Raw genomic sequence first — 22327 nt, forward strand, 5'->3', positions numbered from 1 at the left:
ATTCCTGATCGAACTTGCTGTCGAAGCTGATTCGACGATGACTACCTTAGGGTGGAATGGGACGCCATGCTCTCTCGCCTTCGGCTCCTTGCGCGCGGACGAACCCGGGTTCGCTCCCCCTTCTTATACTCCACCAATGCAAAAAACACGACCCATTGGATCGTGTACGATTTATACATTTGGTGGAGCCTAGGGGGATCGAACCCCTGACCTCATCGCTGCCAGCGATGCGCTCTCCCAGCTGAGCTAAGGCCCCTTATTTTTTTGTATGTCAATTTATTATACTACCTCAATACAATTTCCTGCAAATTCCTATTATCGGGCTTGGTAGGTTATTTTCTACTTCTTTTTAACAATTTCATAGTAACAGGAAGTACTTATACATCATTCCTTCATTTTTCTCGATTTATCTTTCATTTATAGCGCCCCCGCATTCGATATTACAACTTAATCAGTGACTGCACCCTTGTTCAACGCCAATCATCACTTTTTATTCCTAGATAAATTCTATATGTACCAATGTCAGGTCAGAAAATAATCATTAAATAATCAAACTGCAAGAAAAGGAACACAACTGATGTGGAGGTGTATCAATTGAGACAGAGGAATTTTGTCACAAGTCTTGTCTATCTCGTATTCATTATAGTCCTATTGGTGGGCGGAACAACATTACTGAACAATCATTTAGCTGAGGCGAAGTACACCCTTGAGTATAACTTCGTCTACATCATCGGCATTCCAATTGTATGTTTTGGAGGCATAGGAGCACTTCTTGGATTAAGCCTCTCGGATGGTTCATCTCACAACAAGGAAACACGGAAAATCGATACGTTCAGATTGCTGCTGCTAGGGCTTCCTGCTTTTATAATCTCTCTCGCCCATGTATGGGGTTACTTGGGGCTTTTTCACATGCTTCCCGGCTTCTATTCATACCTCCTCCAAAATGATCATATCATCATCATTACGAACATCATTCTCGGGCATACGCTCGTATCAAGCATATACCAATCACAAGCACACTAATCCATTCATTATCTACATCCTTATTGAATAACATTTATCCTAGATAACACGCTGTTGGTTAGGCGTGTTTCTTTGTGCTCATAACAAGGCTTCATCCTACACCGTTGTTTATCGGTCTACAGACTGACTGGAAAACCATTCCACAGCAGGTTTAACAGACTGTAAATTACTTTTACAATGCAAATAGACTGAAAACGAGTGCAAACATTCCATCTTGAAGTAAGGAGAAATGGAAATGAACAATAATTTCAACATAGCAGGTTCGAGCAGCAGTGAATGGGCCGTTCAAGCCCGTGGGCTCGTCAAAACATTCGGAGACAATCGCGCTGTCGATGGCGTAGACTTGAACGTTCGCGCTGGTTCGATATACGGAGTCCTGGGTCCGAATGGAGCAGGGAAAACAACGACGATTCGAATGTTAGCTACTTTATTGCGTCAGGATGCTGGCGAGGCACGAATCTTCGGACACGATGTTGTAAAGGAGTCTCATATCGTCCGTCAATTAATTGGGGTCACAGGACAATACGCATCGGTTGACGAGACCCTAAGCGCGACCGAGAACCTCATTATCTTCTCGCGGCTGCTCGGTCTAGGTCGTGCGGAAGCACGGCGCAAGGCAGCTGACTTGTTAGAGGAGTTTGGCTTGTCAGAGGCAGCCAAGCGGCCGCTCAAGAACTTCTCCGGAGGCATGCGACGCAGGCTGGATTTGGCTGCAAGCCTCATTGCTCAGCCTCCGCTCATCTTTTTGGATGAACCGACAACAGGGCTGGATCCGCGTACCCGCTCACAGATGTGGGATACGATTCGCCGTTTAGTCGATACAGGCTCAACCGTGCTTCTTACTACACAATACCTCGATGAAGCCGATCAGTTGGCAGATCGTATCGCGGTTATCGACCGCGGCCAAGTTGTCGCAGAAGGCACCGTGGATGAACTGAAGGCTTCCGTTGGAACGTCGTCATTGCATTTAAGACTCCAACATGAAAAAGATATCGCCGATGCGCGTGCAATCGTAGACCAAGTACTTCAAGTCCGCTCCAATGTAACCGCCGAAGCTGGAACCATCACTGCACCGATGGCCGACGCCGACCAAGTAACCGACCTGTTGATCGCTTTTCGCAACCAAGAAATTCGACTTGCCGAAATCAGTGTACAAAAACCTACACTTGACGAAGTATTTCTAACCATCACCGGGAACAACTCTGCGAGTGCTATAGAGAATACGAACGCGATCCACAATACCGAACTTACGAACGTTAGAGAGGAGGCGCGAGTATGAGTAATGCAACCGTAAATAAGAGCTCACACCAGCAGTTAAAAAACTATGCCAGCTTCAGTCAGTCACTACGTAATTCAATGACAATGGCCTATCGTGGGCTGCTCAAAATAAAGCGTACACCCGAGCAATTGTTCGATGTAACCATTCAGCCCATTTTGTTTACCCTCATGTTCACCTATATATTTGGCGGGGCAATCTCAGGAAATGTACATGATTACTTGCCGATCATTATCCCCGGCATTCTTGTTCAGACGGTCATCACGAGTGCCGTCGCCACTGGTGTCCAATTGCGTGAAGATATGGATAAGGGCGTATTCGACCGCTTCAAGTCACTTCCGATCGCGCGTATTGCGCCTTTGGCGGGAGCCCTTCTGGCAGATACGATCCGTTTTGCCATTGCAACCGTACTCACCTTTGTGATGGGCTACTTAATGGGCTATCACCCAGCCGGAGGCCTAGGTTATGTCGCAATCGCCGGCTTGCTTGTCATTGCGTGCTCCTGGGCAGTCAGCTGGATTTTTGCCTTCTTTGGCGTCATTGCTCGTACAGCAGCTAGCGTACAAGGGATTGCCATGATGGTGCTGTTCCCGCTCACCTTCCTCTCTAATGCGTACGTACCGGTCAATACGATGCCAGATTGGCTTCAATGGTTTGCTAATATAAACCCAATCACTCATTTAGTAAGTGCTGTACGTGAGCTCGCCAATCAAGGTACGATCGGCATTGAATTTGGCCTCACTCTCCTGTGCGCTATGGTCATTGTAGCCATCTTCGCTCCACTCACCGTTCGGGCTTATATGCGCCGCACCTAAATTTCAAATACGCAGTCTTCAACAATTTAGATAACTGAAAAAACATCTGAACACCCAAATGTAAACATGTACGGTAAGGAGTAGAGAACTAAATCCCTGCTCCTTATCGCATGATACGGGAAATGGCAGTATTCCTAACAGAGTCATATTCCTCCCTTAGTAGAGAAGGAAATATCCTTGAATATCCACGTATAACCCCCTTAATTCTATTTTACGAATCGCCTGTAGAGGTCTATACTAAGGATGTGTTAAGGAACAAGGCATTTCACAACAGCTTCGTTCAATCGGGATGCAGCAATCCCCCTTGAACCCAGATGCATATGGGTTCTTAGCTCAGTTGGTAGAGCAGTTGACTCTTAATCATCAGGTCGAGGGTTCGAACCCCTCAGAACCCACCAATTATGTGATCAAAACGGCAGAAAATGCCGTTTTTTTGTTATGTTCTAGCAGTTCTTTGCCAACTGCAGCTCTTTGAAGAATGCTTTCAAAAGCTCAAAATTGCCGGTAGGTTTAACTCACCGACTCGACGAAACGAAAATGATAGTCCATAGACCAGTCATGATAATTCCGTAAAAAATCCCAAAAAGATAAATTTTGCATGAATTCGAAAACTCGTATTATCAACGCCTGTTCATCGATTTCTTTTTGTTTCAATTTTCCGAGACACAATCCGACCTCGTTGCTGACATATATACCGTTAAAGTCTTTCATGTACACTTGATACATCCACATTACATCCTCTTCGAATGTAACAAGATAGTCTGCTGCAACTAAATATCCATCAAGATAAATGATTTCATAACCGAGATCGAGTTCGATTACCGCCTTCTTCATATTGTTTCCACCCGCTTTGTTACATCCCGACCATCTGTCTGACTGTATACAGCCATAACTACTTCAATAAGCTCGTTAGTTGCTTCGATAATCTCGTCATTGAGCATTTCAACTATGCAGTGTGCTATTGGAATTAAGCGAGCATAGGTGCAGATTTGATTGATCGATAGATAAATTATCATGCGTCAATCCCCCAATATATTTCATTCGCGAACAATATTGAACTCACTTTAACATGAAAGTCTCGTTGCTTTCCCATCAAGTACACTAGTCTGTTTCGACAAATTTCTCCTGAAATTGTACATAGTCAAACAAACGTTCCACATTGTAGACGTAGATTATGAATGTTATTATGTATTTGCACGAGTCAATATATCAACATGTCAACTAATTGTGCATATTTCATTTTCTATTATACCCTCTCTAGTCTACATGTCAACTAGTTGTGCAAAAAGTTTGGAGGATATTTCTATGATTAGATTTCGGCTCGGGGAAATTATGAGAGAACGTAATTTGAAAAATAAAGATGTCGTGGAATTAACAAATATAAGCCGTAATACAATTACTACCCTCTCAGCAAATGCAACTGCAAGAATCGACTTCGAAACCATCAATAAATTGTGCAATGGCTTACAAATTAGACCGGAGGAATTATTTGAATACGTTCCAGATAAAAAGTAAAAACATAGTTAAAGTACAGGTAATTTGGAAGCAAGTATTATGGAACAAGAAATTAATACTTTGTGTGTTCAATATTGGGTCGCACGAGTACAAGAAGCCCCGTTTTGTTCAACGGGGCTTTTTTCGTATCTTAAGGCCCTTCTGTATCAAGTAGAATTCAAAATAAACGAAACGAAATAAATTTCCGAGAAGCTCTTCTGGGAAATCTCTAATAGCTCAGTTGGTAGAGCAGTTGACTCTTAATCATCAGGTCGAGGGTTCGAACCCCTCAGAACCCACCAATTATGTGATCAAAACGGCAGAGTATGCCGTTTTTTTGTTGCATCCATGCCCCCTCCCCTAAGATTCTGTTGTTCATCGAAAATTTCACATTACATTAAGGTTACATAGAATCTGGATTAAGTTTGCTCCTATATTCTGATGATGCACGAAAATGATACAGAGGAGAGAGCAAACAATGAATATGTTTTCAAAGCGCGTGACGGCCATTGCACTGACCTTCATCGTAGTAACCGGCTTGCTTAGCGGTACGGGTAAATTATCGAAAGTATCGGCGGCAGCATCCGTAAACATAGGCCCACAAGACCCCAAAGAAGTTGAGCAATTTGCCGATGAATTTTTTAGCCGTCCAGAAATTAAGAACAGTATGGCAGGTGCTGCGTTTGTCGTCGTCAAGGGTGACAAGGTACTGTTGAAGAAAGGTTACGGCTATGCAGATGTGGATAAAAAGCTGCCGGTCGATCCGGATCGAACCGTATTCCGCGTCGCTTCGATTTCCAAGGTGATCACCGCTACGGCTGTGATGCAATTGGCAGAGCAGGGTAAAATCGACTTGAACAAAGATGTGTCTGCATACATGGGAGATATTAATATTCCAAATAAGACTGGGACTCCCCTAACCACGAAGCATTTAATGACGAATTCGACCGGATTCGAATTCGGGGACGGCTCAGAATTATCTACGGACAACTTAACTCGAGAAGTATCTATCAAGCAATATGTGTCGGACAATACGCCTACGATGATCCGCAAGCCTGGCCAGTACTACCGCTATGACAATCTAGGCTTTACCATTCAAGGTTACATCATAGAGCAAGTGAGCAAACAGCCATTTGGCGCATACGTGCAGGAGCATATTTTTAAACCGCTAGGTATGACAAACAGCAATTTCCGCTTAACCTCGGACATCACGAAGCACCTGGCCGTTCCATATAACGTGATGGGAGAAGCAATTCCTACCTACGCAACAGTTCCGACAGAGCTTCCGGGAGGTGGCATGCTCTCTACTGGCGCTGATATGGCCAACTTTATGCTCGCCCATCTAAATGGCGGCAAGCTGGGAGATGCAACGATTCTTAAGAAAGAAACAGCAGCGGAAATGCATAAGCCTCAGCTTGCCATACATGAGAAGCTGCCGAACATGGCCTACGGCTTTGAATACTCCAATCAGCAGCTATACAACGGACATTATATAATTGAAAAAGCCGGGGATATGGCCGGGTATCACAGCAATATGTGGTTGATTCCTAATGAAAAGGTCGGCTTTTTCGTCACTGTAAATAAAGATGTTGAATTCCGTAAGGAATTGTTGGAAGCAATTATGGATCATTATTATCCCAAGAAAGATGGCGCACAGGCTCCTCATGAGCAAGCGACACAATCGTTGGACAAATTTGAAGGCATGTACAGTGACTTACGGAATCGGATGTGGACCTCTCGCGTTCATGCCAAGGACGGCAAGCTTATCGTGAAAGATCCGCTAGGAGAGCATGTGCTCCGTGAAATCGAGCCCCTGCTTTTCCAAGATGAACAAGGCGTAAAAGCTGCATTCAAGTTACATGACAGCAGCGAGGTAAAGGCATTATATTACGACCTGAAATCAGATAGTTGGACCGAAAAATTAGCAGCGCCGCAGCATTATCAGGATGTTAGTGACGACCATCCGTATGCTCCTTATATCTATCACTTGCGCCAATTGAAAGTCATTGACGACAGAAGCGGCGACAACCGCTTTCAGCCTGCACAAGCAATTACCCGGGAACAGTTCATCGGCTGGTTTATCCGGTGGGCCGGGGTATCTCCATCCAAGAGCAAACCTGCTTTCATAGATGTATCCGATAGTGCGTTTGCTAAAGAAATACAAGCTGCTTATGAGCTTGGCGTCATTCAGAAGCCTGAGAGTGGCGAATTTCATCCACAAGAAATGTTGACGCGCCAGGAAGCAGCAACTATTATATGGCGTATGGCATTCAACCATGTCGGTTCCAAACCGAAACAAGCCCGGCTTAGCGGCTCAACCGATACTTGGGCACGGGATGGCGTTCAGTTCATTATCGCGAAGCAATTATATGGTCCTGAAGTTGTCCACGGGAAAGACGGGGCGTTCGACTATCGATCCAAGCAGCCAATGCTGAAGCAAGAAGCTGCAGCCATGTTGTCTAAGTTTGCTGACAATTTATTATAATCGCACAATTCGCACAACTCCCGATTCATTCGCGCTTAGCCGCAAGTGAATCGGGAGTTATTGTTGCATACATAGAGGTGAAACAACAAATGAAAACCATACTTATCATTGATGATGAAGCCGAAATTCGAGAACTGCTGACCATCTATTTGACCAACCACGGCTATGCTACGATTACAGCCGGGAACGGTGCCGAAGCTATGACCATCTTGCAGGAGCATCCCATCGATATGGTCATAGCCGATATTATGATGCCGCAAATGAATGGCTTGGAATTGCTCAAAAAAACGCGGCAGAATTCGCAAATTCCGTTTCTCTTTATTTCTGCCAAGTCTGACGATATGGATAAAATCTATGGCTTGCAGCTCGGGGCGGACGATTACGTGGGCAAGCCCTTCAACCCACTTGAAGTTGTCAGCCGCGTGCAAGCGCTGTTCCGACGAATCGACTCCTTTGCAAAACCGGATAAGCAAGAGCAGGAATTTATCGAAATCGGAGATGTGAGGCTGAATATAAGGAGCTGCCAACTGTTCAAGTCCGGCATCCAAAAAGAATTGACATCATACGAATTCATTGGAGCTCCTTATGAGAGAGGCTGGCAGAGTATTGACCAAAGCGCATATTTACGAGCAGGTGTGGGGCGAGGAATACATCGGAGACGAAAATTTAATTATGGTGTACATAAGTAAAATCCGCGAGAAAATTGAGGATAATCCGAGAAAGCCTATCCATCTCATTACGATTAGGGGGTTAGGCTACCGTTTTGAAAAAAGCAAATAATCTCTCTGGTCGACGTCCCTTGAAACGGGTATTTTTTCGAAATTATGCAGTGATCTGCATCCTGATGATAGCGGCGATCATTGTATCACTCCTGAGCACGAACCTATTTATGAGGCGGTATATAGATGAACTGGTCGTTGCTCAAATTAATGGAACGGATATTTATCGGTACCCTTTCCACAACATCAGTGCGCATTTGTTGGACAAGTACGGTGGTTGGTTCGAAATCGTGAATGAGTCAGGCGAAATCATTTTTGTCAAAGGAAACAAAGAGGACGACATCAAGCATTATGAAGAAGGTCAATTGTATGCAAAAATGGATGTGGAGCGAAACGATGATACAATCTCCTATCATGCTTATCATGCAAAAGGGCCGAACGGCGAATCTTATGTATTGCTGTGGAAAATTCCTGAACGCTTGTTGAAATTATCAACAGCGACAACGATCTTTGCTGCACTATTAGCTATTTTATTGTTTATCCTGCTTTACTTTTACGCCCGCTATTCGGTTAGACAAGTGAAAAAGCCGCTGCGGCAAATCTTAGAAGGCATCAAAGAGATGGAGCACTTCAATTACACGAAGCGGCTTCATTACTCGGCCGAACAGGAATTCGCAGAAATACAAGATGCGTTTAACGGCATGGCTGAACGTTTGCAACACACTTCTGCTGAGAAGGAAGCTGCTGAGAACAATAAGCGAAACATGCTGCTTCATCTATCGCATGATTTGAAGACGCCGATTACTTCGATTTACGGTTATTCGCAGCTTCTATTGGACAATCAGGCATTGGAAAACAAGGATACCCGCAAATATATTCAATACATTTACGATAAGTCAGCTTATATGGCCAATTTGATTAAAGACTTATTTGAACTAGCGAAGCTGGATGACAAGCATACGGAATTGAGCAAAGAGAAAGTGAACATTACGAAATGGTTCCAGCAGCTTGTGGTGGAATTTTACCCAGAAATAGAAGAGAAGGGATTTGAGCTTGAAGCACATATCCCGGAAGAACCGCTCTATGTCAAGATGGACAAGATTCATATGAGTCGCGTCATCACCAACTTAATTAGCAATGCACTGCAATATAATCCAGCGGGAACGGTGCTCTATGTGTCATGTGCGCGACAAGAAGGAAACGTTATACTGTGGATCGGAGACGACGGAATTGGCGTTCAGGAGCCGATCAAGGAACATATTTTCGAGGAATTTATCCGTGGCGATGGGCCGATCAAAGACAGTACAGGCTTAGGTCTCGCCATTTGCAAAAAAATCATAACGCTCCATGATGGCACGATTGAACTAACGCAGGATCAGTGTTACCATACCTTGTTTCAAATCACGTTGACTATTACGGAGGACTAGAGTCCCTTCACGATGTCGGGCATCACCTTCAGGCTTCGATACCACGGATCGTTTGCATGCCCGGTTCTAGCCCATTGCAATATTAAGCTCCAGTTTGAAGTATTCCTTTTGGTGTTACACCCTTTACAAACGGATCATCCCGTGTATAATGAAAGCTGTCAAGCATATGAACAATGGAACAACTGCATAGTGAATTTCGAACACTAGGGGTGCTGTAACAAGCTGAGAGACAGCGGCAACGCTGTTAACCCTTATAACCCGAACTAGATAATACTAGCGTGGGGAAGTGTAGTCGACTGATTGATATAAGCTGCGGCTTCGTCATGTTCGTCATAGCATGAAGCCATGTTATACCCTTGTATCCTCAAGCGTAACTGCACCGACTCACGGTGCAGTTTTTTTGTTGTCTGCTGACCACAATTTGATTCGTCAGGGAGGATATAAGTTATGAATCAGTTATCTTGCGGTACGAGCCGCATCGTTGGTTGTCGCTTTTCCATCTATCCGATGAGCGATCGCTTCGTTGAACTTATTTTGGAAGCGTTGCGAGACACAGACATGTCCAAGGTATGGTGCCATACCGATGATGTCAGCACCTGGGTTCGTGGGCGCAGTGAACATGTATTCGATGTCGTTCAGTCTATCTATTTACATAGCGCGGCAAGTGGAGAACATGTTGTGCTGAATGCTACCTTCTCTGTTGGCTGTCCGGGCGACACACAAGGAGATGCCTTCATGAATACGGACGAAATTCGAATGAATGCGGAACGGTATCAAGCGATTCCTCTCAAGGTCGCTGCTCATTTTGCGCTCTACCCGCTCGGAACGGCAGATTACATGGATACGATCTATGAGATCATTGGCCTTGCTAAGGAAGAAGGCACTTTCGATGAGAGCGCTCATTATGCAAGCCGCTTAGAAGGAGATGCACAGCGAGTATTTACTACACTTGAGAACGCGTTTAATCGGGCGAGAAAATCAGACAAGTCCCATGTGGTGATGACAACTACGATGTCAGCCAACAGCCCTTCCACAAGGTAGCAGCTGAAGATAAAGAATTTCCAAAATGCAAATTACAAACCCAACGGACTCATCCGATCATCGTTCTAAGAAAAGAGGAATGTTCATGAATTCGCGAAACATCCAATGGAAACTACGAGATATCGTCGTTCTCAGTTCATTATCTGTTGTGTTTGCCGTCATTTATCTGCTCTTCTTGCAAATAGGCAATGTGCTTGTTGGCTTTATGGGGCCGATGGGATATGAAGTCATCTTCGGCATTTGGTTTATCGTATCGATCATCGCTACCTATATTATCCGCAAGCCCGGGGCTGCCGTCATTTCTGAGACAGTCGCTGGACTGATTGAGGTATTAATCGGCAACGCCGTAGGGCCTATTTTGATTGTATCCGCCCTAATTCAAGGTTTGGGTGCCGAAGCCGTATTTGCCGCTACAAGATATCGGAATTATTCAACCAAAGTGCTTATGCTGGCTGGGGTGGGCTCCGCTGTATTCAGCTTCGCATGGGGGTATTTCCGCAGCGGTTATGCGGTCTACTCTGTTGGTCTCATCATCGCGATGTTCGTCGTTCGCTGTATAAGTGGCGCACTCATCTCAGGTCTACTTGGCAAATGGATTGCGGACGCCTTGGCCAATACTGGAGTTCTTAGAAGCTTCCCAATTGCAAAGGGGCAGCGATAACATGGCAAGCCCAGCGCTTCTCCTTCCCAAGCACCCAGCACATTCGATTATACAACGTGACGTCGAGCATGGAGCTCTTATTGCACTGGAAGCCACTGATCTGACACTCGCCTTCGAGACCGAAGGCGAGCCCGTCTTATCCAACATCAATGTCACCCTGCATGAGGGGGAAACCGTTCTGCTGCTAGGCCCAAGCGGCTGCGGCAAGAGCTCACTAGCCTTTTGCCTGACTGGGCTGTATCCACATGCAATAGACAGTCTCGTCGAAGGCAGTGTCCTCGTGTATGGCAAGCCAATTGAACAGTACGATTCCGGTGAAGCGGCCCAGCATATCGGGATTGTATTCCAAGATTTCGAAAGTCAGTTCTGTATGCTGCGTGTAGAAGAAGAAATAGCCTTTTGCCTAGAAAATCGGGATTGCCCTCGAACTGAGATGGAATCCATGATTCAAGAGGTATTAGAAAAGGTAGGATTGCTCCCATGGCGTCATGCGTATATCCACGAGCTGTCGGGAGGCATGAAGCAGAAGCTGGCTCTCGCCTGCGCTCTAGCCCTTCGCGTGCATATGCTAGTGTTGGATGAGCCTACATCGAATCTCGATCCGTATACAAGACACCAATTTGCTTTACTCATTTCAGAACTGGCACGCAAGGAAGGGATGGCTCTGCTTATCATTGAGCATCAATTGGACGATTGGATCGGCATGACGGATCGCCTGCTCGTGATGGATGAGGAGGGAGCCCTCGTCTTTGACGGTCTTCCTGTCTCCTACTTCAAGCATCATGCAGCTGAAGCCAAGTCACGCGGTATCTGGCTTCCGCAAGCGTTGGAACTGCAGCAATCCATCCGTGAGTGGTTTAATCGCAGCAACAGTAGCGATAGCAGCAACGATGACGATAGTAGAAATATAAGCGATTTCAGCAATTATGATGATCAGTTCTTTCGCCAGCGTCTCACAGCCGCAGACCCTGCACTCACAGACGAAGATCTCTTGAAGCTGCTGCTGTCGCTCCCTGAATGCGCACAGCAGGATGTGATGCGCATCCTAACATCAGCTCAATCGAACGGATCCCCACGAAAGCCTGAGGAAGTCATGCAAGCGCACAACCTTGTCTATCGGCGCAAAGGGAGAGTAATCCTCGATCACGTGTCCCTTACTCTGCGTGCAGGGGAATGGGTGGCACTTGTCGGTCCGAACGGAGCTGGGAAGTCTACCCTCGCCTCCCTCTTATCTGGATTGACACAGCCAGATGAAGGTCAAATCATCCTGAATGGCATGCCTCTTCATCGATATGCGGAGCGGGAGCTGAGAGCCTTCATCGGATATGTATTCCAGAATCCAGAGCATCAGTTCATTACCGATACCGTGTTCGATGAACTTGCATTCGGGATGCGCTTGCAGCTTCTGAGCGAAGAAGAAGTACAGCAGCATGTTGGAGAAGCCTTGACACGCTTCCGCTTGAACAAGGTTGCCAATGCCAATCCCTTCTCCATCAGCCAAGGGCAGAAGCGGAGACTTAGTGTCGCTTCCGTTCTTACCGACAGCCAACAGCTATTGTTATGCGATGAACCGACATATGGACAAGACGCTTATACATCCAAGCAGCTGATGGACACCCTCCAAGAACGAACCCAAGCAGGAGCTACTGTCCTGATGATCACGCATGATATGGAGTGGGTTCAGACCTATGCCGACCGAATTATCGTGCTAGATGATGGTTGCATACGGTTTGACGGCAGCCCTTCCAAGCTGTGGAGGGAGCACCCTGAGCTCGTGGATAAGTGTCATCTGCGAATGCCGATGAACTTCGCGGTGGCATCTCGCCTACTTGCACAGACGTCAGGTATCGAAGGAGGAGATCATCCTGATACTCCGTGATTGGAATCCAAGCATTAAGGGGCTTGCGATCATTATAGCGGTTATAATGCTGTCATTGACGTTCGATCCGGTTACACCGCTTGCAGCACTAGTCTACATCGTTCTATTTACATTCCTATTGGGGAACATATCATGGCGTAAATGGCTGCTTAGCTTCTGCCCCTTCCTCATTATGGGCATCGGCTACGTGTGGACGGCTCTCGTCTTCCCACGTTCTGCCGATCCCGCTTCAAGTGCCATTCTATGGCAGTGGTGGTCGTTCATCATTACAGAGACCACGTTCCAGCAGGCAATATCACTCGGACTCAGAGTGCTTATCTTCTCCGCCTTGTCGCTCATCTTCATCCTGACGACAGATCCTGTGCGATTCATGCTGAGCCTGATGCAGCAGTGCAAGCTTCCGCCCAAGTGGGCATACGGTATTCTGGCAGGCTATCGCTTCCTGCCCTTCTTCAAGGAGGAACTGCGCATCATACAGGATGCGCACCGCATGCGAGGCATAGAACGGGAGCGGGGCTGGAAGAGCAAGCTGCGGGCATGGAAACGTTATGCGATTCCACTGCTCGCTTCAGCTATCCGCAAGTCGGAGCGTGTAGCTGCCGCCATGATATCGAAGGGATTCACAGGCCGACGCGGAAGAACTTATTATGTGAAGCTTCGAGTCACCTGGAAGGATTGGACCTTGCTTTTCCTTCTGCTAGGCGGAATCGCATTATGCTACTACGTATCCTGGAAACTCGGGTTCGTACAATGGTACCAAGGACAGCTGTGAGAGTATGACACCCTTTTCGTACATCATGCATAACATATCTAAGCACATTGTATGTTCCGCTATTATGCGAAAAGGAGGTCTTTCTATGCCTAAAAAAAATCACGCCTAAGAAGATCACGTCTAAGACGTTATCCCCCCATTACTCCAAAAGTGTAAAGTACATGAAAAAATTCGTTAAGATAAAGGCCAAAAACGGTAACATATATACTGGCACCATCGTGAAAGTAGATAAAAAGAGAGTGTACTTAAAGGTCAACTCCGTAAAGCACGCGGGAAAAGTACACACTTCATTTTTCCCTTTCATCTTGCCGTTGGTGCTCTTCGATCTCCTTGCTATCGTGCTGCTTGACACCCGCAGAAGAATTATTTTTTAACGACCTATTCTCCCTCAAATGTTTGAGGGAGTTTTTATTTGGCAATCCGCACTGTAATTGATTAATCGACAAAATACAAAGAACCCCTGAAGCAGATTACTGCTTAAGGGGTTTTTCCGAGCTTGTTTAAACTATTTATCTGAGTGTTCGCCAAGGGCGTTCTTCGACAGAAGATGATTCAGTTCCTTCATAAACATGCTGATATCCTTGAACTGACGATAGACCGATGCGAACCGCACATAAGCAACTTCATCAACGGGATAGAGCTGTTCCATGACGAAATCACCGATGACACGGCTGTCTACCTCCGCATGGGCGGTATCGCGAAGCTGCTTCTCGACCTCCGAAGCAATCATCTCCAGCCGCTCCACAGATACTGGACGCTTCTCGCAAGCGCGAATGAGTCCCCGCAGCATCTTGTCTCTGCTGAACTCTTCCCTGCTTCCGTCCTTCTTAATGACGATGAGCGGAGTCTCCTCCACCATCTCAAATGTAGTAAAGCGTCTGCTGCACAGCTCGCACTCCCGCCTGCGGCGAATAGACTTATTGTCGTTCGCTGGACGAGAATCAAGTACCTTTGTTCCTAAGTGGTCACAATAAGGACACTTCATTTTCGTTCCTCCGTTCTACTCTTGATGTTTATCAAAATTCAATTTTTAAAAAGTTACCAGTGGTTACCTGTAATGATCTTTGAAAGAATGCACACAATACAATTACCAACCGCAAGGAGGTGAATCAAATGAGCCAAAACAATCGTTCCAGCAACAACTTGGTCGTACCTCAAGCGACAGCAGCTCTTGAACAAATGAAGTTCGAGATCGCACAAGAGTTGGGCATTGCCATCCCATCTGACGGATACTATGGCAACATGGCAACTCGTGACACGGGTTCTATCGGGGGTTACATCACGAAGCGCCTTGTCCAAATCGCTGAACAATCTCTTGCAGGTCAATACAAATAATGACGGAAGAAGCGTCGGACATCATGCGCGATAGCGGTATCGGCTTGTCCGATGCTTCTTCTTCATTCTACTTCATTTTCGGATAGATGTTTTTATACTTATCATAATAATGGATAACACGCTGTACGTACAACTTTGTTTCCCCATATGGAATTTGCTGCTTGGCTGTGTCATAGCTGCCGTCCCATACTTTGTTGCGAATCCATTTGTTCACATTGCCGGGACCCGCGTTGTAAGCAGCGATCGCCGCTATCCAATTCTCATTGAATTGCTTATGCAGCGATTTCAGATACCATGTTCCAATAAGAATATTGGGGTCGGCCGTATTTTTCAACTCGTCCAAAGACCAACGATTATTCATCTTCAGCTGCTCCATCGCCCATGTGGCCGTTTCCGGCATCAGCTGCATGACTCCAATCGCTCCCTTGCGAGATTCGCGCCCCGCTTGGAAGTTCGTCTCCACTCGAATGATAGCAGCCACAAGCAGAGGATCTACATCATATTGGGCTGCATATTTGCGGATCTCGTCTTCATACGCAATCGGGTACATCCATCTCCCCAGCCATTGCGACTGAACGAACAGCAAGAACAGCATGCCCAAAAACAACAGCAATAGCACTCTCTTTTTGCGGAGCATTTTCATCATACGATTCATGGCAAGCCTTTCTCCGACCAGAAATGGTCGAGCTGCTTGATCGTATCTTCCAACGAACCGCTATTGTCGATAATAATGTCCGCCAGCTCTCGCTTCTTCTCCATACTCCACTGAGCATTCAGCCTCTGTTCAGCTTCGCGCTCGCTCCAACCGTCCCGTTCCATTAGACGCTGTAATTGAACACTTTTTGGAACATACACTACCAATATCGAATCGAACATCTCGCTTAGACCTGACTCATACAGGAGCGGAATATCGACGACAACAAGGCGTTCTGGATAGTCCCGCTCATATTGATGCATTTGACGTTGGATTTCCTTCCGGATAGCCGGGTGGGTGATATTTTCTAACGCTTTGCGACTTGTCTCATCTGCAAAGACAACCTCCCCTAATCGCTTCCGATTGAGCGTTCCGTCCGCAAGCAGCATGTCCGATCCGAAATGCACCGCAATTTGCTCCAACACGGGACTGCCAGGGAGAACGACTTCCCTGGCAATCTTATCAGCATCAACCAGCAGAGCGCCTCGCTCCACTAGTAATCGGGAGACGGTGCTCTTGCCGGAAGCGATACCTCCGGTTAACCCGATGTTCATGCCTTCACCTCATTCTATAATAATGCCGCTTACGTCAGCAGCTTAATAATCCCCATTATGATTAACATCAGTCCTGGCACAAATGACAGCTTCCCAATCCAGCGTGCGCCTGCGAATGCAATCCCAATATGAATGCCGAATCGAAGAAATATGCCGCTGAATAAGGCGATAACAATCGCGGTCATGAGTGCAGGATAGCCTAACAACGCAGCTCCTATACCCGCTCCAAATGCATCCAACGACAATGCGACTCCAAGCCACGCAGCCTCTACTGCACTTATAGTGCCTGAACGATCCATGTCCGCAGCGCTTGGAGTCTTCAATATTTGAATGACAACGCCAAGGCTCTTCAATTGAATGCGCACCACTTGCTTCGGCTCATCCCCCATTGAAATAGATGGAACTAAAGAGGATTGAGCAACTGCTGATACATGCATCTGATCTGCTGCCGCATCATCACTGCCTGCTATCTGATCCAACGGAGCTTCCTCATCGTGCGATGAGCGAAGCAGCTGCAGGATAGCCCAACAGCCAATCCCGACAAGAATAAGTGAACCGATCCACTGAGCTACAGCAGGAGATACATACTGAATAAGCAAGTTGCCCACTTGCATCGACAGTAGAATAACCAGTCCAGAGCAGCACGCAATGACAGCAATTGAAGTCCATGGGATGCGGAGCCGGCGCAATCCGTAGGTCATTCCTACTCCGAAGCTATCCAGACTCAATGCAAAAGCCAGGATAAACAAAGACACTGTATGAATAAGCAACTACCGTTCCCTCCCGCAAGGCAGTTCCCGAGCAAGTGCAAACTAGCGTACAACTCACAGCTCAGGAATCCCGATTTACCATATCATATGGGCAAGAGTGGATAAGAGTGCTTATTCAAGTTTTCAGCTTACCTAGATTCCATTACTGAGAACGATGCTGGCATACCGGGCAGTAATGGGTACCCCGACCGCCGACTACTGTCTTCTCAATGATACTGCCGCAATGAACACAAGGTTGACCTTGACGTCCATACATTTGCAGCTGATGCTGGAACATCCCCATTTCCCCTTGGCCATTCACATATGACTTGATAGAGGAGCCACCAGCTTCAACCGCTTCCTTAAGAGTATCAATAATCGCGCGATGCAGGAGCTCGTACTCTTCGTCAGTAAGCTCATCTGCCGCACGATTCGGGTGAATGCCTGCTCTAAAGAGAGCTTCATCCACATAAATATTTCCGATTCCTACTACGATGTGCTGGTTCAGCAGGACTGGCTTAATAAAGCTGCGCCGTCTTCTCATCGCTTCCGCGAAACGTTCGACGGTAAATTCCGGAGACAAGGGTTCAACTCCCAGCTTATGAAGTGGAGGCTGCTCCCATTCCTCGCCTGCTGCGAATAGATGCATCGTGCCGAATTGGCGGACATCCTTATAACGCAGCTCGGTACCGTCATCGAAATGGAAAATAACATGCGTATGCTTCTCAACTGGCTCATTAGCAGCATATACGCCGTAGCGTCCTTCCATACGCAGATGGGATACAAGAACAAGCCCATCCAGCAGGATCCGCAAGAACTTGCCCCTGCGTTCAACCCGTTCAATCGTGTGACCCTTCAATGCATCGCAAAATTGCTCTATTTCTGACGGCCGCTGGATAATACGAGGCAGCGTAACCGTTACCCGCTCAATCCGCTTTCCAGCGACCAATGTATTCAATGTTTGTTTGACTGTTTCTACTTCCGGCAATTCCGGCATGTCCAATCACCTCTTGATATATTCATTATACCGAAAAAGCCGCTCTCATGTAGGCTTGGCGGTTATTACATCGTCCTCGCTCACCGCCTTGGCTTACGTTCTACTTCGCTTCATACCAATTCTCGCCGCTGTTTACATCTGCTCGCATCGGAACACAGAGCTCAATAGCCGATTCCATTACTTCAGGAACAAGCTTCAACATCGTCTCCATCTCTTCATCTGGAACCTCGAATACCAATTCATCGTGTACTTGCAGCAGCATGCGGCTCTTCAGTCCCGCTTCGCGCATACGAGCATCCATCTGAACCATGGCGAGCTTAATAATATCTGCGGCTGTTCCTTGAATCGGAGTATTCATCGCCGTCCGCTCTGCGAATGAACGCAGATTGAAGTTGGAAGCATGAATATCCTTCAGGTACCGTCTGCGCTCCAGCATTGTCTTTACATAGCCGTCTTGGCGAGCAAGCTTCACGATGTCTTCCATATACTGCTTAACGCCTTGGAATACAGCAAAATACTGCTCGATAAACTGCGCTGCTTCCTTGCGCGTAATATTCAAGTTCTGAGACAGTCCGTAATCACTAATACCGTATACAATCCCGAAGTTAACCGCCTTCGCCGAGCGGCGCATGTTAGCGTCAACCTGCTCAGGAGATACACCGAACACGTCCATCGCGGTCTTCGTATGAATGTCCATGTCATGCAGGAAAGCTTCCTTCAGCTTCTCGTCTCCCGAGATATGAGCCAATACACGAAGCTCAATCTGAGAGTAGTCGGCAGCAACGATATGCCATCCCTTCTCCGAAGGAACAAACGCCTGACGAATCTTGCGTCCTTCCTCAAGCCGAACGGGAATATTCTGCAGGTTCGGGTATTGGCTGCTTAAGCGTCCAGTCGCAGTAATGGTCTGGCGGAAGTAAGTGTGGACATTGCCCGTTTCCTTGCGCACTTCCTTCAGTAATCCTTCAATATACGTCGATTGGAGCTTCGTCATTTGACGGTAATGCAGAATTAGTGGAATGATCTCGTGGTAAGGCTCCAGCTTCTCCAAAACTTCCGCATCTGTGGAATATCCGGTCTTCGTCTTCTTGATGACTGGAAGTCCAAGCTTATCGAATAGGATCTCACCGAGCTGCTTCGGCGATCCAACATTGAACTCCGTACCTGCGAGCTCATAAATACGCTTCATTGTCGTCTCAATTTGTTCCGTAAACTGCGTACCTAATTGATTCAGCGCATCTGTATCGACTTGAATGCCGGTCTTCTCCATCTGCGCCAGAACACGAGACAATGGAAGCTCCAGGTCAAAATAAAGTCGGTTCATTTCCTGCTCTTGGAGCAATTGCTCCATCACAGGCTTCAACTGGCGAACAAGCTTGCCCTTGCGAGCAGCGTGCAACGCAACAGTCTCAAGTTCAGGAACCTTGAACTTGGCACCCTTCCCGTACACTTCTTCATCCGTCGGGCTAGATGACAAGCCGTACTTCTCAGCAATCGCTTGAAGGGACAGTGCCGCATCATCCGGGTTAAGCACATAGGAAGCAAGCTGAGCATCGAATGCGGAGCCATCATAGGCAATGCCTGTCCAATGCAGCACCAATTCCGCATAATGCATATCGTAGCCGCTCTTCTGCTTACCTTGATCCGCAATCCATTCCCGTACGAATAGTGCCTTGTCAGATAGAAGCTCCTCACGGGTCATGAACCAGTTGGACTCCTCTTCCGCAATAAGCACACCAATAAGCTCTGCTTGATGTGGATTGTCTCCATGCGCTTCGACGATGATTGTATCCGCGGAAGCGATGATTTGCTTCAACCCGCTGAAATCTCCATCCACAAGCTGCACGTTCAATTTATCCTCAGACAGCTCTTCATCAGCAGGTGCTGATGCAACCGTGCCGCCCTCGATCAGCCCGATCTTCTCCATACGCTCAATAATTGACTTGAACTCAAGCTTCTGCAGCATCGGAATCGCCGTGTCCGCCTTAATGCCATGATACGCCATCTCCTCATGGCTCTTCTCCAGCGGCACCTCACGGAAGATCGTTGCAAGCTTCTTGCTCATGCGTGCGTCTTCAGCATGATTAATGAGGTTCTCCTTCATCTTGCCCTTCAGCTCGTCCACATGCTCAAGCACACTCTCTACGCTGCCGAATTGATGCAGCAGCTTAAGAGCCGTCTTCTCTCCAATACCGGGCACACCCGGAATATTGTCCGAGGAATCGCCCATTAGGCCCTTCATATCAATAATTTGTAATGGCTCAATGCCATACTTCTCCTGCAAGGCTGCCGGTGTATATTTCTCAATCTCCGTCACACCCTTGCGTGTGAGCAGAATCGTAACCTGATCAGAAGTAAGCTGGAGCATATCTTTATCCCCGCTCACAACCGCCATCTCAATTCCTTGCTCATTTGCTTCGCGAGTCAAGGTACCGATAATATCATCCGCCTCGTATCCGCTCATCTCGAAATGAGGAACACCAAGCGCATCAAGCAGCTGCTTCAAGACAGGGAACTGCTCTGACAGCTCAGAAGGCGTCTTCTCCCGGCCGCCTTTGTAGTCCTTGTAATCTCCATGACGGAATGTCTCCTTGCCAGCATCAAATGCAACCAGCAAGTGGGTCGGCTTCTCTTCTTCAATAACGCGAAGAAGCATCGTCGTGAATCCGTATACAGCATTTGTATGTAATCCTTGAGCATTCGTCAGAGGAGGCATTGCAAAGAAAGCGCGGTAAATAATATTGTTGCCGTCAATAATGATCCATTTATCCATTGTTTCATGCACCTCAATCCATTCTCTACCTTCATGATAGCATAGCCAGTACTAGAAAAGAAAATGATGATATTATGGGAAAAAAATAACCGACCGGGTGATCCGCGGTCGGTTGAGGATGGAGAATAAGATGACATATTCTTCAATGATTCCGTATGATTAATTATTCAAATCAGGGCGTTGGTTCGTCACAAGATAGACGACCGCCTCACCAATGTTAGTCGCATGATCGGCAATCCGTTCGATGTAGCGTCCGACGAAGGTAAGCAGCATCGCCTGAGATGCATTTTGCGGATTCTCTACAACGTACGTCAACAGCTCCCGGAAGATCTGGCTGTACAACTGGTCGACGAGGTCATCGTCCTTCGCCATTTTGTAAGCAAGATTCACGTCTTCCTTAATGTAAGCTTGAATTGACTCCCTGATCATCAGCTGTACCGTCTCCGCCATGCGAGGCAAGTCGATCAACGGCTTCATGAACGTCTGACCTTCCATGCGCAGCACAACCTTCGCTACGTCAATCGACAGATCTCCCATCCGCTCCAGATCATTGGAGATGCGGAAGGAAACGAGAATGCGGCGCAAATCCTTCGCAACAGGCTGCTGTGTCAAAATCAACTTCGATCCAAGATCGATAATCTTCTCCTCAATGCGATTCAGCTCAGCATCCTCGGAAATGATTCGCTTGGCACGCTCGACATCCATATTCTTCAACGATTCAATTGATTCCGACAAGGCACGCTCTACTCGCGTCCCCATCTCTTCAAGCAATGTACTTAGTTCTTCTAAGGCCAAGTCGAACTCTCTCCGCTTGATCATTTGCAGCTACACTCCTTATCCTTCTTATCAAATTTAGCCGAAGCGACCTGTAATGTAATCCTCTGTCCGCTTATCAGTAGGATTCGAGAACAACGTCTCCGTATTGTCGAATTCAACGACTTCTCCGTTCAAGAAGAACACCGTCTGATCCGATACACGAGCAGCTTGATGCATATTGTGCGTAACCATAACAATCGTGTACTTGTGCTTGAGCTCTTGGACAAGCTCTTCAATCTTCAGCGTTGAGATTGGATCCAAGGCCGAAGTCGCCTCGTCCATCAGCAGAATGTCAGGGTTGACTGCCAATGCGCGCGCGATACAGAGACGCTGCTGCTGACCGCCAGACAAACCGAAGGCAGAGCGCTTCAAGTAGTCCTTCACTTCATCCCACAGTACAGCTTGCTTCAAGCTCTGCTCAACAATCTCATCCAGCTTCGCTTTGCTGCGGATGCCATGAAGACGCGGGCCGTAAGCAATGTTGTCATAAATCGACTTCGGAAATGGGTTTGGCTGCTGGAATACCATACCTACTTTTTTGCGAAGTGTTTCCACATCAACTTCGTTGCTGTAGATATCTGTTCCGCCAATCGCAACTGTTCCTTCAATACGCGTGCCTATGATCATGTCGTTCATGCGGTTCAATGTACGAAGCAACGTAGATTTCCCGCAGCCGGACGGTCCGATGAACGCAGTGACTGCCTTCTCCGGAATCGTCATAGTGACATTTTTCAAGGCATGATACGTACCGTAGTACAAGTTTAAGTTCTTAATGTCGATTAACGTCTGTAAGGCAGTCGCTGTGCTCATGCTATCG

21 protein-coding genes, 2 tRNA genes, 1 pseudogene and 1 riboswitch are annotated in these 22327 nt (G+C 47.0%); of the genes and pseudogenes, 14 read left to right on the forward strand and 10 right to left on the reverse strand.

From position 1 onward, the window contains the following. A partial coding sequence (locus tag AZ66_RS32440) for a hypothetical protein (RefSeq protein ID WP_231586761.1) occupies positions 1–193 on the forward strand: 193 nt, incomplete at its 5' end. On the opposite strand, the gene AZ66_RS06690 is transcribed toward AZ66_RS32440, so the two are convergent. Next, positions 181–256, reverse strand: a tRNA-Ala gene (locus AZ66_RS06690). The genes AZ66_RS32440 and AZ66_RS06690 overlap by 13 nt on opposite strands. A gap of 338 nt (positions 257–594) precedes the next feature. On the opposite strand from AZ66_RS06690, the gene AZ66_RS06695 reads away from it, so the two are divergent. From AZ66_RS06695 to AZ66_RS06710, 4 genes are all read left to right on the forward strand, one after another. Then, complete coding sequence (locus tag AZ66_RS06695; protein WP_044354114.1) at positions 595–1023, forward strand: hypothetical protein; 429 nt, start codon at positions 595–597, stop codon at positions 1021–1023. A gap of 235 nt (positions 1024–1258) precedes the next feature. After that, positions 1259–2302 (forward strand): daunorubicin resistance protein DrrA family ABC transporter ATP-binding protein, encoded by a 1044-nt coding sequence (locus AZ66_RS06700; protein ID WP_044354116.1) that lies wholly within the window; start codon positions 1259–1261, stop codon positions 2300–2302. Next, on the forward strand, positions 2299–3114 hold the full coding sequence (locus tag AZ66_RS06705; protein WP_044354117.1) for an ABC transporter permease: 816 nt from the start codon (positions 2299–2301) through the stop codon (positions 3112–3114). Before AZ66_RS06700 ends, AZ66_RS06705 begins: the two co-directional genes overlap by 4 nt. A 322-nt stretch (positions 3115–3436) precedes the next feature. Further along, positions 3437–3512 (forward strand) — tRNA-Lys (locus AZ66_RS06710). A 112-nt stretch (positions 3513–3624) separates the two neighbouring features. Here the strand turns inward: AZ66_RS06710 and AZ66_RS06715 are convergent. Further along, positions 3625–3948, reverse strand: coding sequence for a hypothetical protein (locus AZ66_RS06715; protein WP_021259710.1), 324 nt, complete (start codon positions 3946–3948; stop codon positions 3625–3627). 471 nt (positions 3949–4419) lie between these two features. Between AZ66_RS06715 and AZ66_RS06725 the strand changes: the two genes are divergently transcribed. The 8 genes and pseudogenes from AZ66_RS06725 (at position 4420) to AZ66_RS06765 (ending at position 13592) form a co-directional block, all read left to right on the forward strand. Continuing rightward, positions 4420–4629: a helix-turn-helix domain-containing protein gene (locus tag AZ66_RS06725; protein WP_021259708.1), complete on the forward strand. Its 210-nt coding sequence runs from the start codon at positions 4420–4422 to the stop codon at positions 4627–4629. Between the two features lie 457 nt (positions 4630–5086). Beyond that, a complete protein-coding gene (locus AZ66_RS06735) occupies positions 5087–7093 on the forward strand; it encodes a serine hydrolase (RefSeq protein WP_044354121.1) in 2007 nt (668 codons plus the stop codon). Positions 7094–7182: 89 nt separating this feature from the next. Beyond that, positions 7183–7873: pseudogene (locus AZ66_RS06740) on the forward strand (response regulator transcription factor). Next, positions 7857–9239, forward strand: a complete 1383-nt coding sequence (locus AZ66_RS06745; protein WP_044354122.1) for a HAMP domain-containing sensor histidine kinase — start codon at positions 7857–7859, stop codon at positions 9237–9239. Before AZ66_RS06740 ends, AZ66_RS06745 begins: the two are co-directional and overlap by 17 nt. Positions 9240–9434: 195 nt before the next feature. Beyond that, positions 9435–9541, forward strand: a riboswitch (TPP riboswitch). Positions 9542–9686: 145 nt separating this feature from the next. Next, positions 9687–10280 carry a YkoF family thiamine/hydroxymethylpyrimidine-binding protein gene (locus AZ66_RS06750; protein WP_044354124.1) on the forward strand — a complete coding sequence of 198 codons (594 nt, stop codon included), beginning with the start codon at positions 9687–9689 and terminating at the stop codon, positions 10278–10280. Between the two features lie 85 nt (positions 10281–10365). Next, a complete protein-coding gene (locus AZ66_RS06755; RefSeq protein WP_044354126.1) occupies positions 10366–10941 on the forward strand; it encodes an ECF transporter S component in 576 nt (191 codons plus the stop codon). 1 nt (position 10942) lies between these two features. After that, positions 10943–12820: an ABC transporter ATP-binding protein gene (locus tag AZ66_RS06760; RefSeq protein WP_052648420.1), complete on the forward strand. Its 1878-nt coding sequence runs from the start codon at positions 10943–10945 to the stop codon at positions 12818–12820. Beyond that, positions 12807–13592, forward strand: coding sequence for an energy-coupling factor transporter transmembrane component T family protein (locus AZ66_RS06765; RefSeq protein WP_044354150.1), 786 nt, complete (start codon positions 12807–12809; stop codon positions 13590–13592). The genes AZ66_RS06760 and AZ66_RS06765 overlap by 14 nt, the downstream gene beginning before the upstream one ends. Before the next feature lie 505 nt (positions 13593–14097). Here the strand turns inward: AZ66_RS06765 and nrdR are convergent. Continuing rightward, positions 14098–14577, reverse strand: coding sequence for a transcriptional regulator NrdR (gene nrdR / locus AZ66_RS06775; protein WP_021252110.1), 480 nt, complete (start codon positions 14575–14577; stop codon positions 14098–14100). A gap of 128 nt (positions 14578–14705) precedes the next feature. Here nrdR and AZ66_RS06780 point away from each other — a divergent pair, with 128 nt between their 5' ends. After that, positions 14706–14927 carry an alpha/beta-type small acid-soluble spore protein gene (locus AZ66_RS06780; RefSeq protein ID WP_021252111.1) on the forward strand — a complete coding sequence of 74 codons (222 nt, stop codon included), beginning with the start codon at positions 14706–14708 and terminating at the stop codon, positions 14925–14927. Positions 14928–14994: 67 nt separating this feature from the next. Here the strand turns inward: AZ66_RS06780 and AZ66_RS06785 are convergent, their stop codons facing one another. The 7 genes from AZ66_RS06785 to pstB all read right to left on the reverse strand — a co-directional run bounded on the left by AZ66_RS06785 (position 14995) and on the right by pstB (position 22320). Then, positions 14995–15582: a lytic transglycosylase domain-containing protein gene (locus AZ66_RS06785; protein ID WP_021252112.1), complete on the reverse strand. Its 588-nt coding sequence runs from the start codon at positions 15580–15582 to the stop codon at positions 14995–14997. After that, a complete protein-coding gene (gene coaE, locus AZ66_RS06790; protein ID WP_021259699.1) occupies positions 15579–16175 on the reverse strand; it encodes a dephospho-CoA kinase in 597 nt (198 codons plus the stop codon). The genes AZ66_RS06785 and coaE overlap by 4 nt, the downstream gene beginning before the upstream one ends. 29 nt (positions 16176–16204) lie before the next feature. Next, entirely contained in the window at positions 16205–16945 is a 741-nt protein-coding gene (locus AZ66_RS06795; RefSeq protein ID WP_021259698.1) for an MntP/YtaF family protein, read from the reverse strand. 142 nt (positions 16946–17087) lie between these two features. Next, positions 17088–17921 (reverse strand): DNA-formamidopyrimidine glycosylase, encoded by an 834-nt coding sequence (gene mutM / locus AZ66_RS06800; RefSeq protein WP_044354130.1) that lies wholly within the window; start codon positions 17919–17921, stop codon positions 17088–17090. 100 nt (positions 17922–18021) lie between these two features. Next, the gene (gene polA, locus AZ66_RS06805; protein WP_044354132.1) at positions 18022–20694 is read right to left on the reverse strand and encodes a DNA polymerase I; all 2673 of its coding nucleotides are present in this window, start codon (positions 20692–20694) and stop codon (positions 18022–18024) included. Between the two features lie 159 nt (positions 20695–20853). Next, positions 20854–21513, reverse strand: a complete 660-nt coding sequence (gene phoU, locus AZ66_RS06810) for a phosphate signaling complex protein PhoU (RefSeq protein WP_044354133.1) — start codon at positions 21511–21513, stop codon at positions 20854–20856. 33 nt (positions 21514–21546) lie between these two features. Next, positions 21547–22320 (reverse strand): phosphate ABC transporter ATP-binding protein PstB, encoded by a 774-nt coding sequence (pstB, locus tag AZ66_RS06815; RefSeq protein ID WP_044354135.1) that lies wholly within the window; start codon positions 22318–22320, stop codon positions 21547–21549. Positions 22321–22327 lie beyond the last annotated feature (7 nt).

Source organism: Paenibacillus sp. E194 (assembly GCF_000935845.1).
Classification (GTDB): domain Bacteria; phylum Bacillota; class Bacilli; order Paenibacillales; family Paenibacillaceae; genus Paenibacillus_B; species Paenibacillus_B alvei_B.

Excerpts from the sequence above, each read along its gene's own strand:
- AZ66_RS06755 (WP_044354126.1), top strand. The coding sequence starts at position 10,366 with ATGAATTCGCGAAACATCCAATGGAAACTACGAGATATCGTCGTTCTC.
- AZ66_RS06780 (WP_021252111.1), top strand. The coding sequence starts at position 14,706 with ATGAGCCAAAACAATCGTTCCAGCAACAACTTGGTCGTACCTCAAGCG.
- nrdR (WP_021252110.1), bottom strand. The coding sequence starts at position 14,577 with ATGAAGTGTCCTTATTGTGACCACTTAGGAACAAAGGTACTTGATTCT.
- coaE (WP_021259699.1), bottom strand. The coding sequence starts at position 16,175 with ATGAACATCGGGTTAACCGGAGGTATCGCTTCCGGCAAGAGCACCGTC.
- phoU (WP_044354133.1), bottom strand. The coding sequence starts at position 21,513 with ATGATCAAGCGGAGAGAGTTCGACTTGGCCTTAGAAGAACTAAGTACA.
- mutM (WP_044354130.1), bottom strand. The coding sequence starts at position 17,921 with ATGCCGGAATTGCCGGAAGTAGAAACAGTCAAACAAACATTGAATACA.
- pstB (WP_044354135.1), bottom strand. The coding sequence starts at position 22,320 with ATGAGCACAGCGACTGCCTTACAGACGTTAATCGACATTAAGAACTTA.
- AZ66_RS06750 (WP_044354124.1), top strand. The coding sequence starts at position 9,687 with ATGAATCAGTTATCTTGCGGTACGAGCCGCATCGTTGGTTGTCGCTTT.
- AZ66_RS06760 (WP_052648420.1), top strand. The coding sequence starts at position 10,943 with ATGGCAAGCCCAGCGCTTCTCCTTCCCAAGCACCCAGCACATTCGATT.
- AZ66_RS06705 (WP_044354117.1), top strand. The coding sequence starts at position 2,299 with ATGAGTAATGCAACCGTAAATAAGAGCTCACACCAGCAGTTAAAAAAC.
- AZ66_RS06700 (WP_044354116.1), top strand. The coding sequence starts at position 1,259 with ATGAACAATAATTTCAACATAGCAGGTTCGAGCAGCAGTGAATGGGCC.
- polA (WP_044354132.1), bottom strand. The coding sequence starts at position 20,694 with ATGGATAAATGGATCATTATTGACGGCAACAATATTATTTACCGCGCT.
- AZ66_RS06715 (WP_021259710.1), bottom strand. The coding sequence starts at position 3,948 with ATGAAGAAGGCGGTAATCGAACTCGATCTCGGTTATGAAATCATTTAT.
- AZ66_RS06735 (WP_044354121.1), top strand. The coding sequence starts at position 5,087 with ATGAATATGTTTTCAAAGCGCGTGACGGCCATTGCACTGACCTTCATC.
- AZ66_RS06785 (WP_021252112.1), bottom strand. The coding sequence starts at position 15,582 with ATGAATCGTATGATGAAAATGCTCCGCAAAAAGAGAGTGCTATTGCTG.
- AZ66_RS06725 (WP_021259708.1), top strand. The coding sequence starts at position 4,420 with ATGATTAGATTTCGGCTCGGGGAAATTATGAGAGAACGTAATTTGAAA.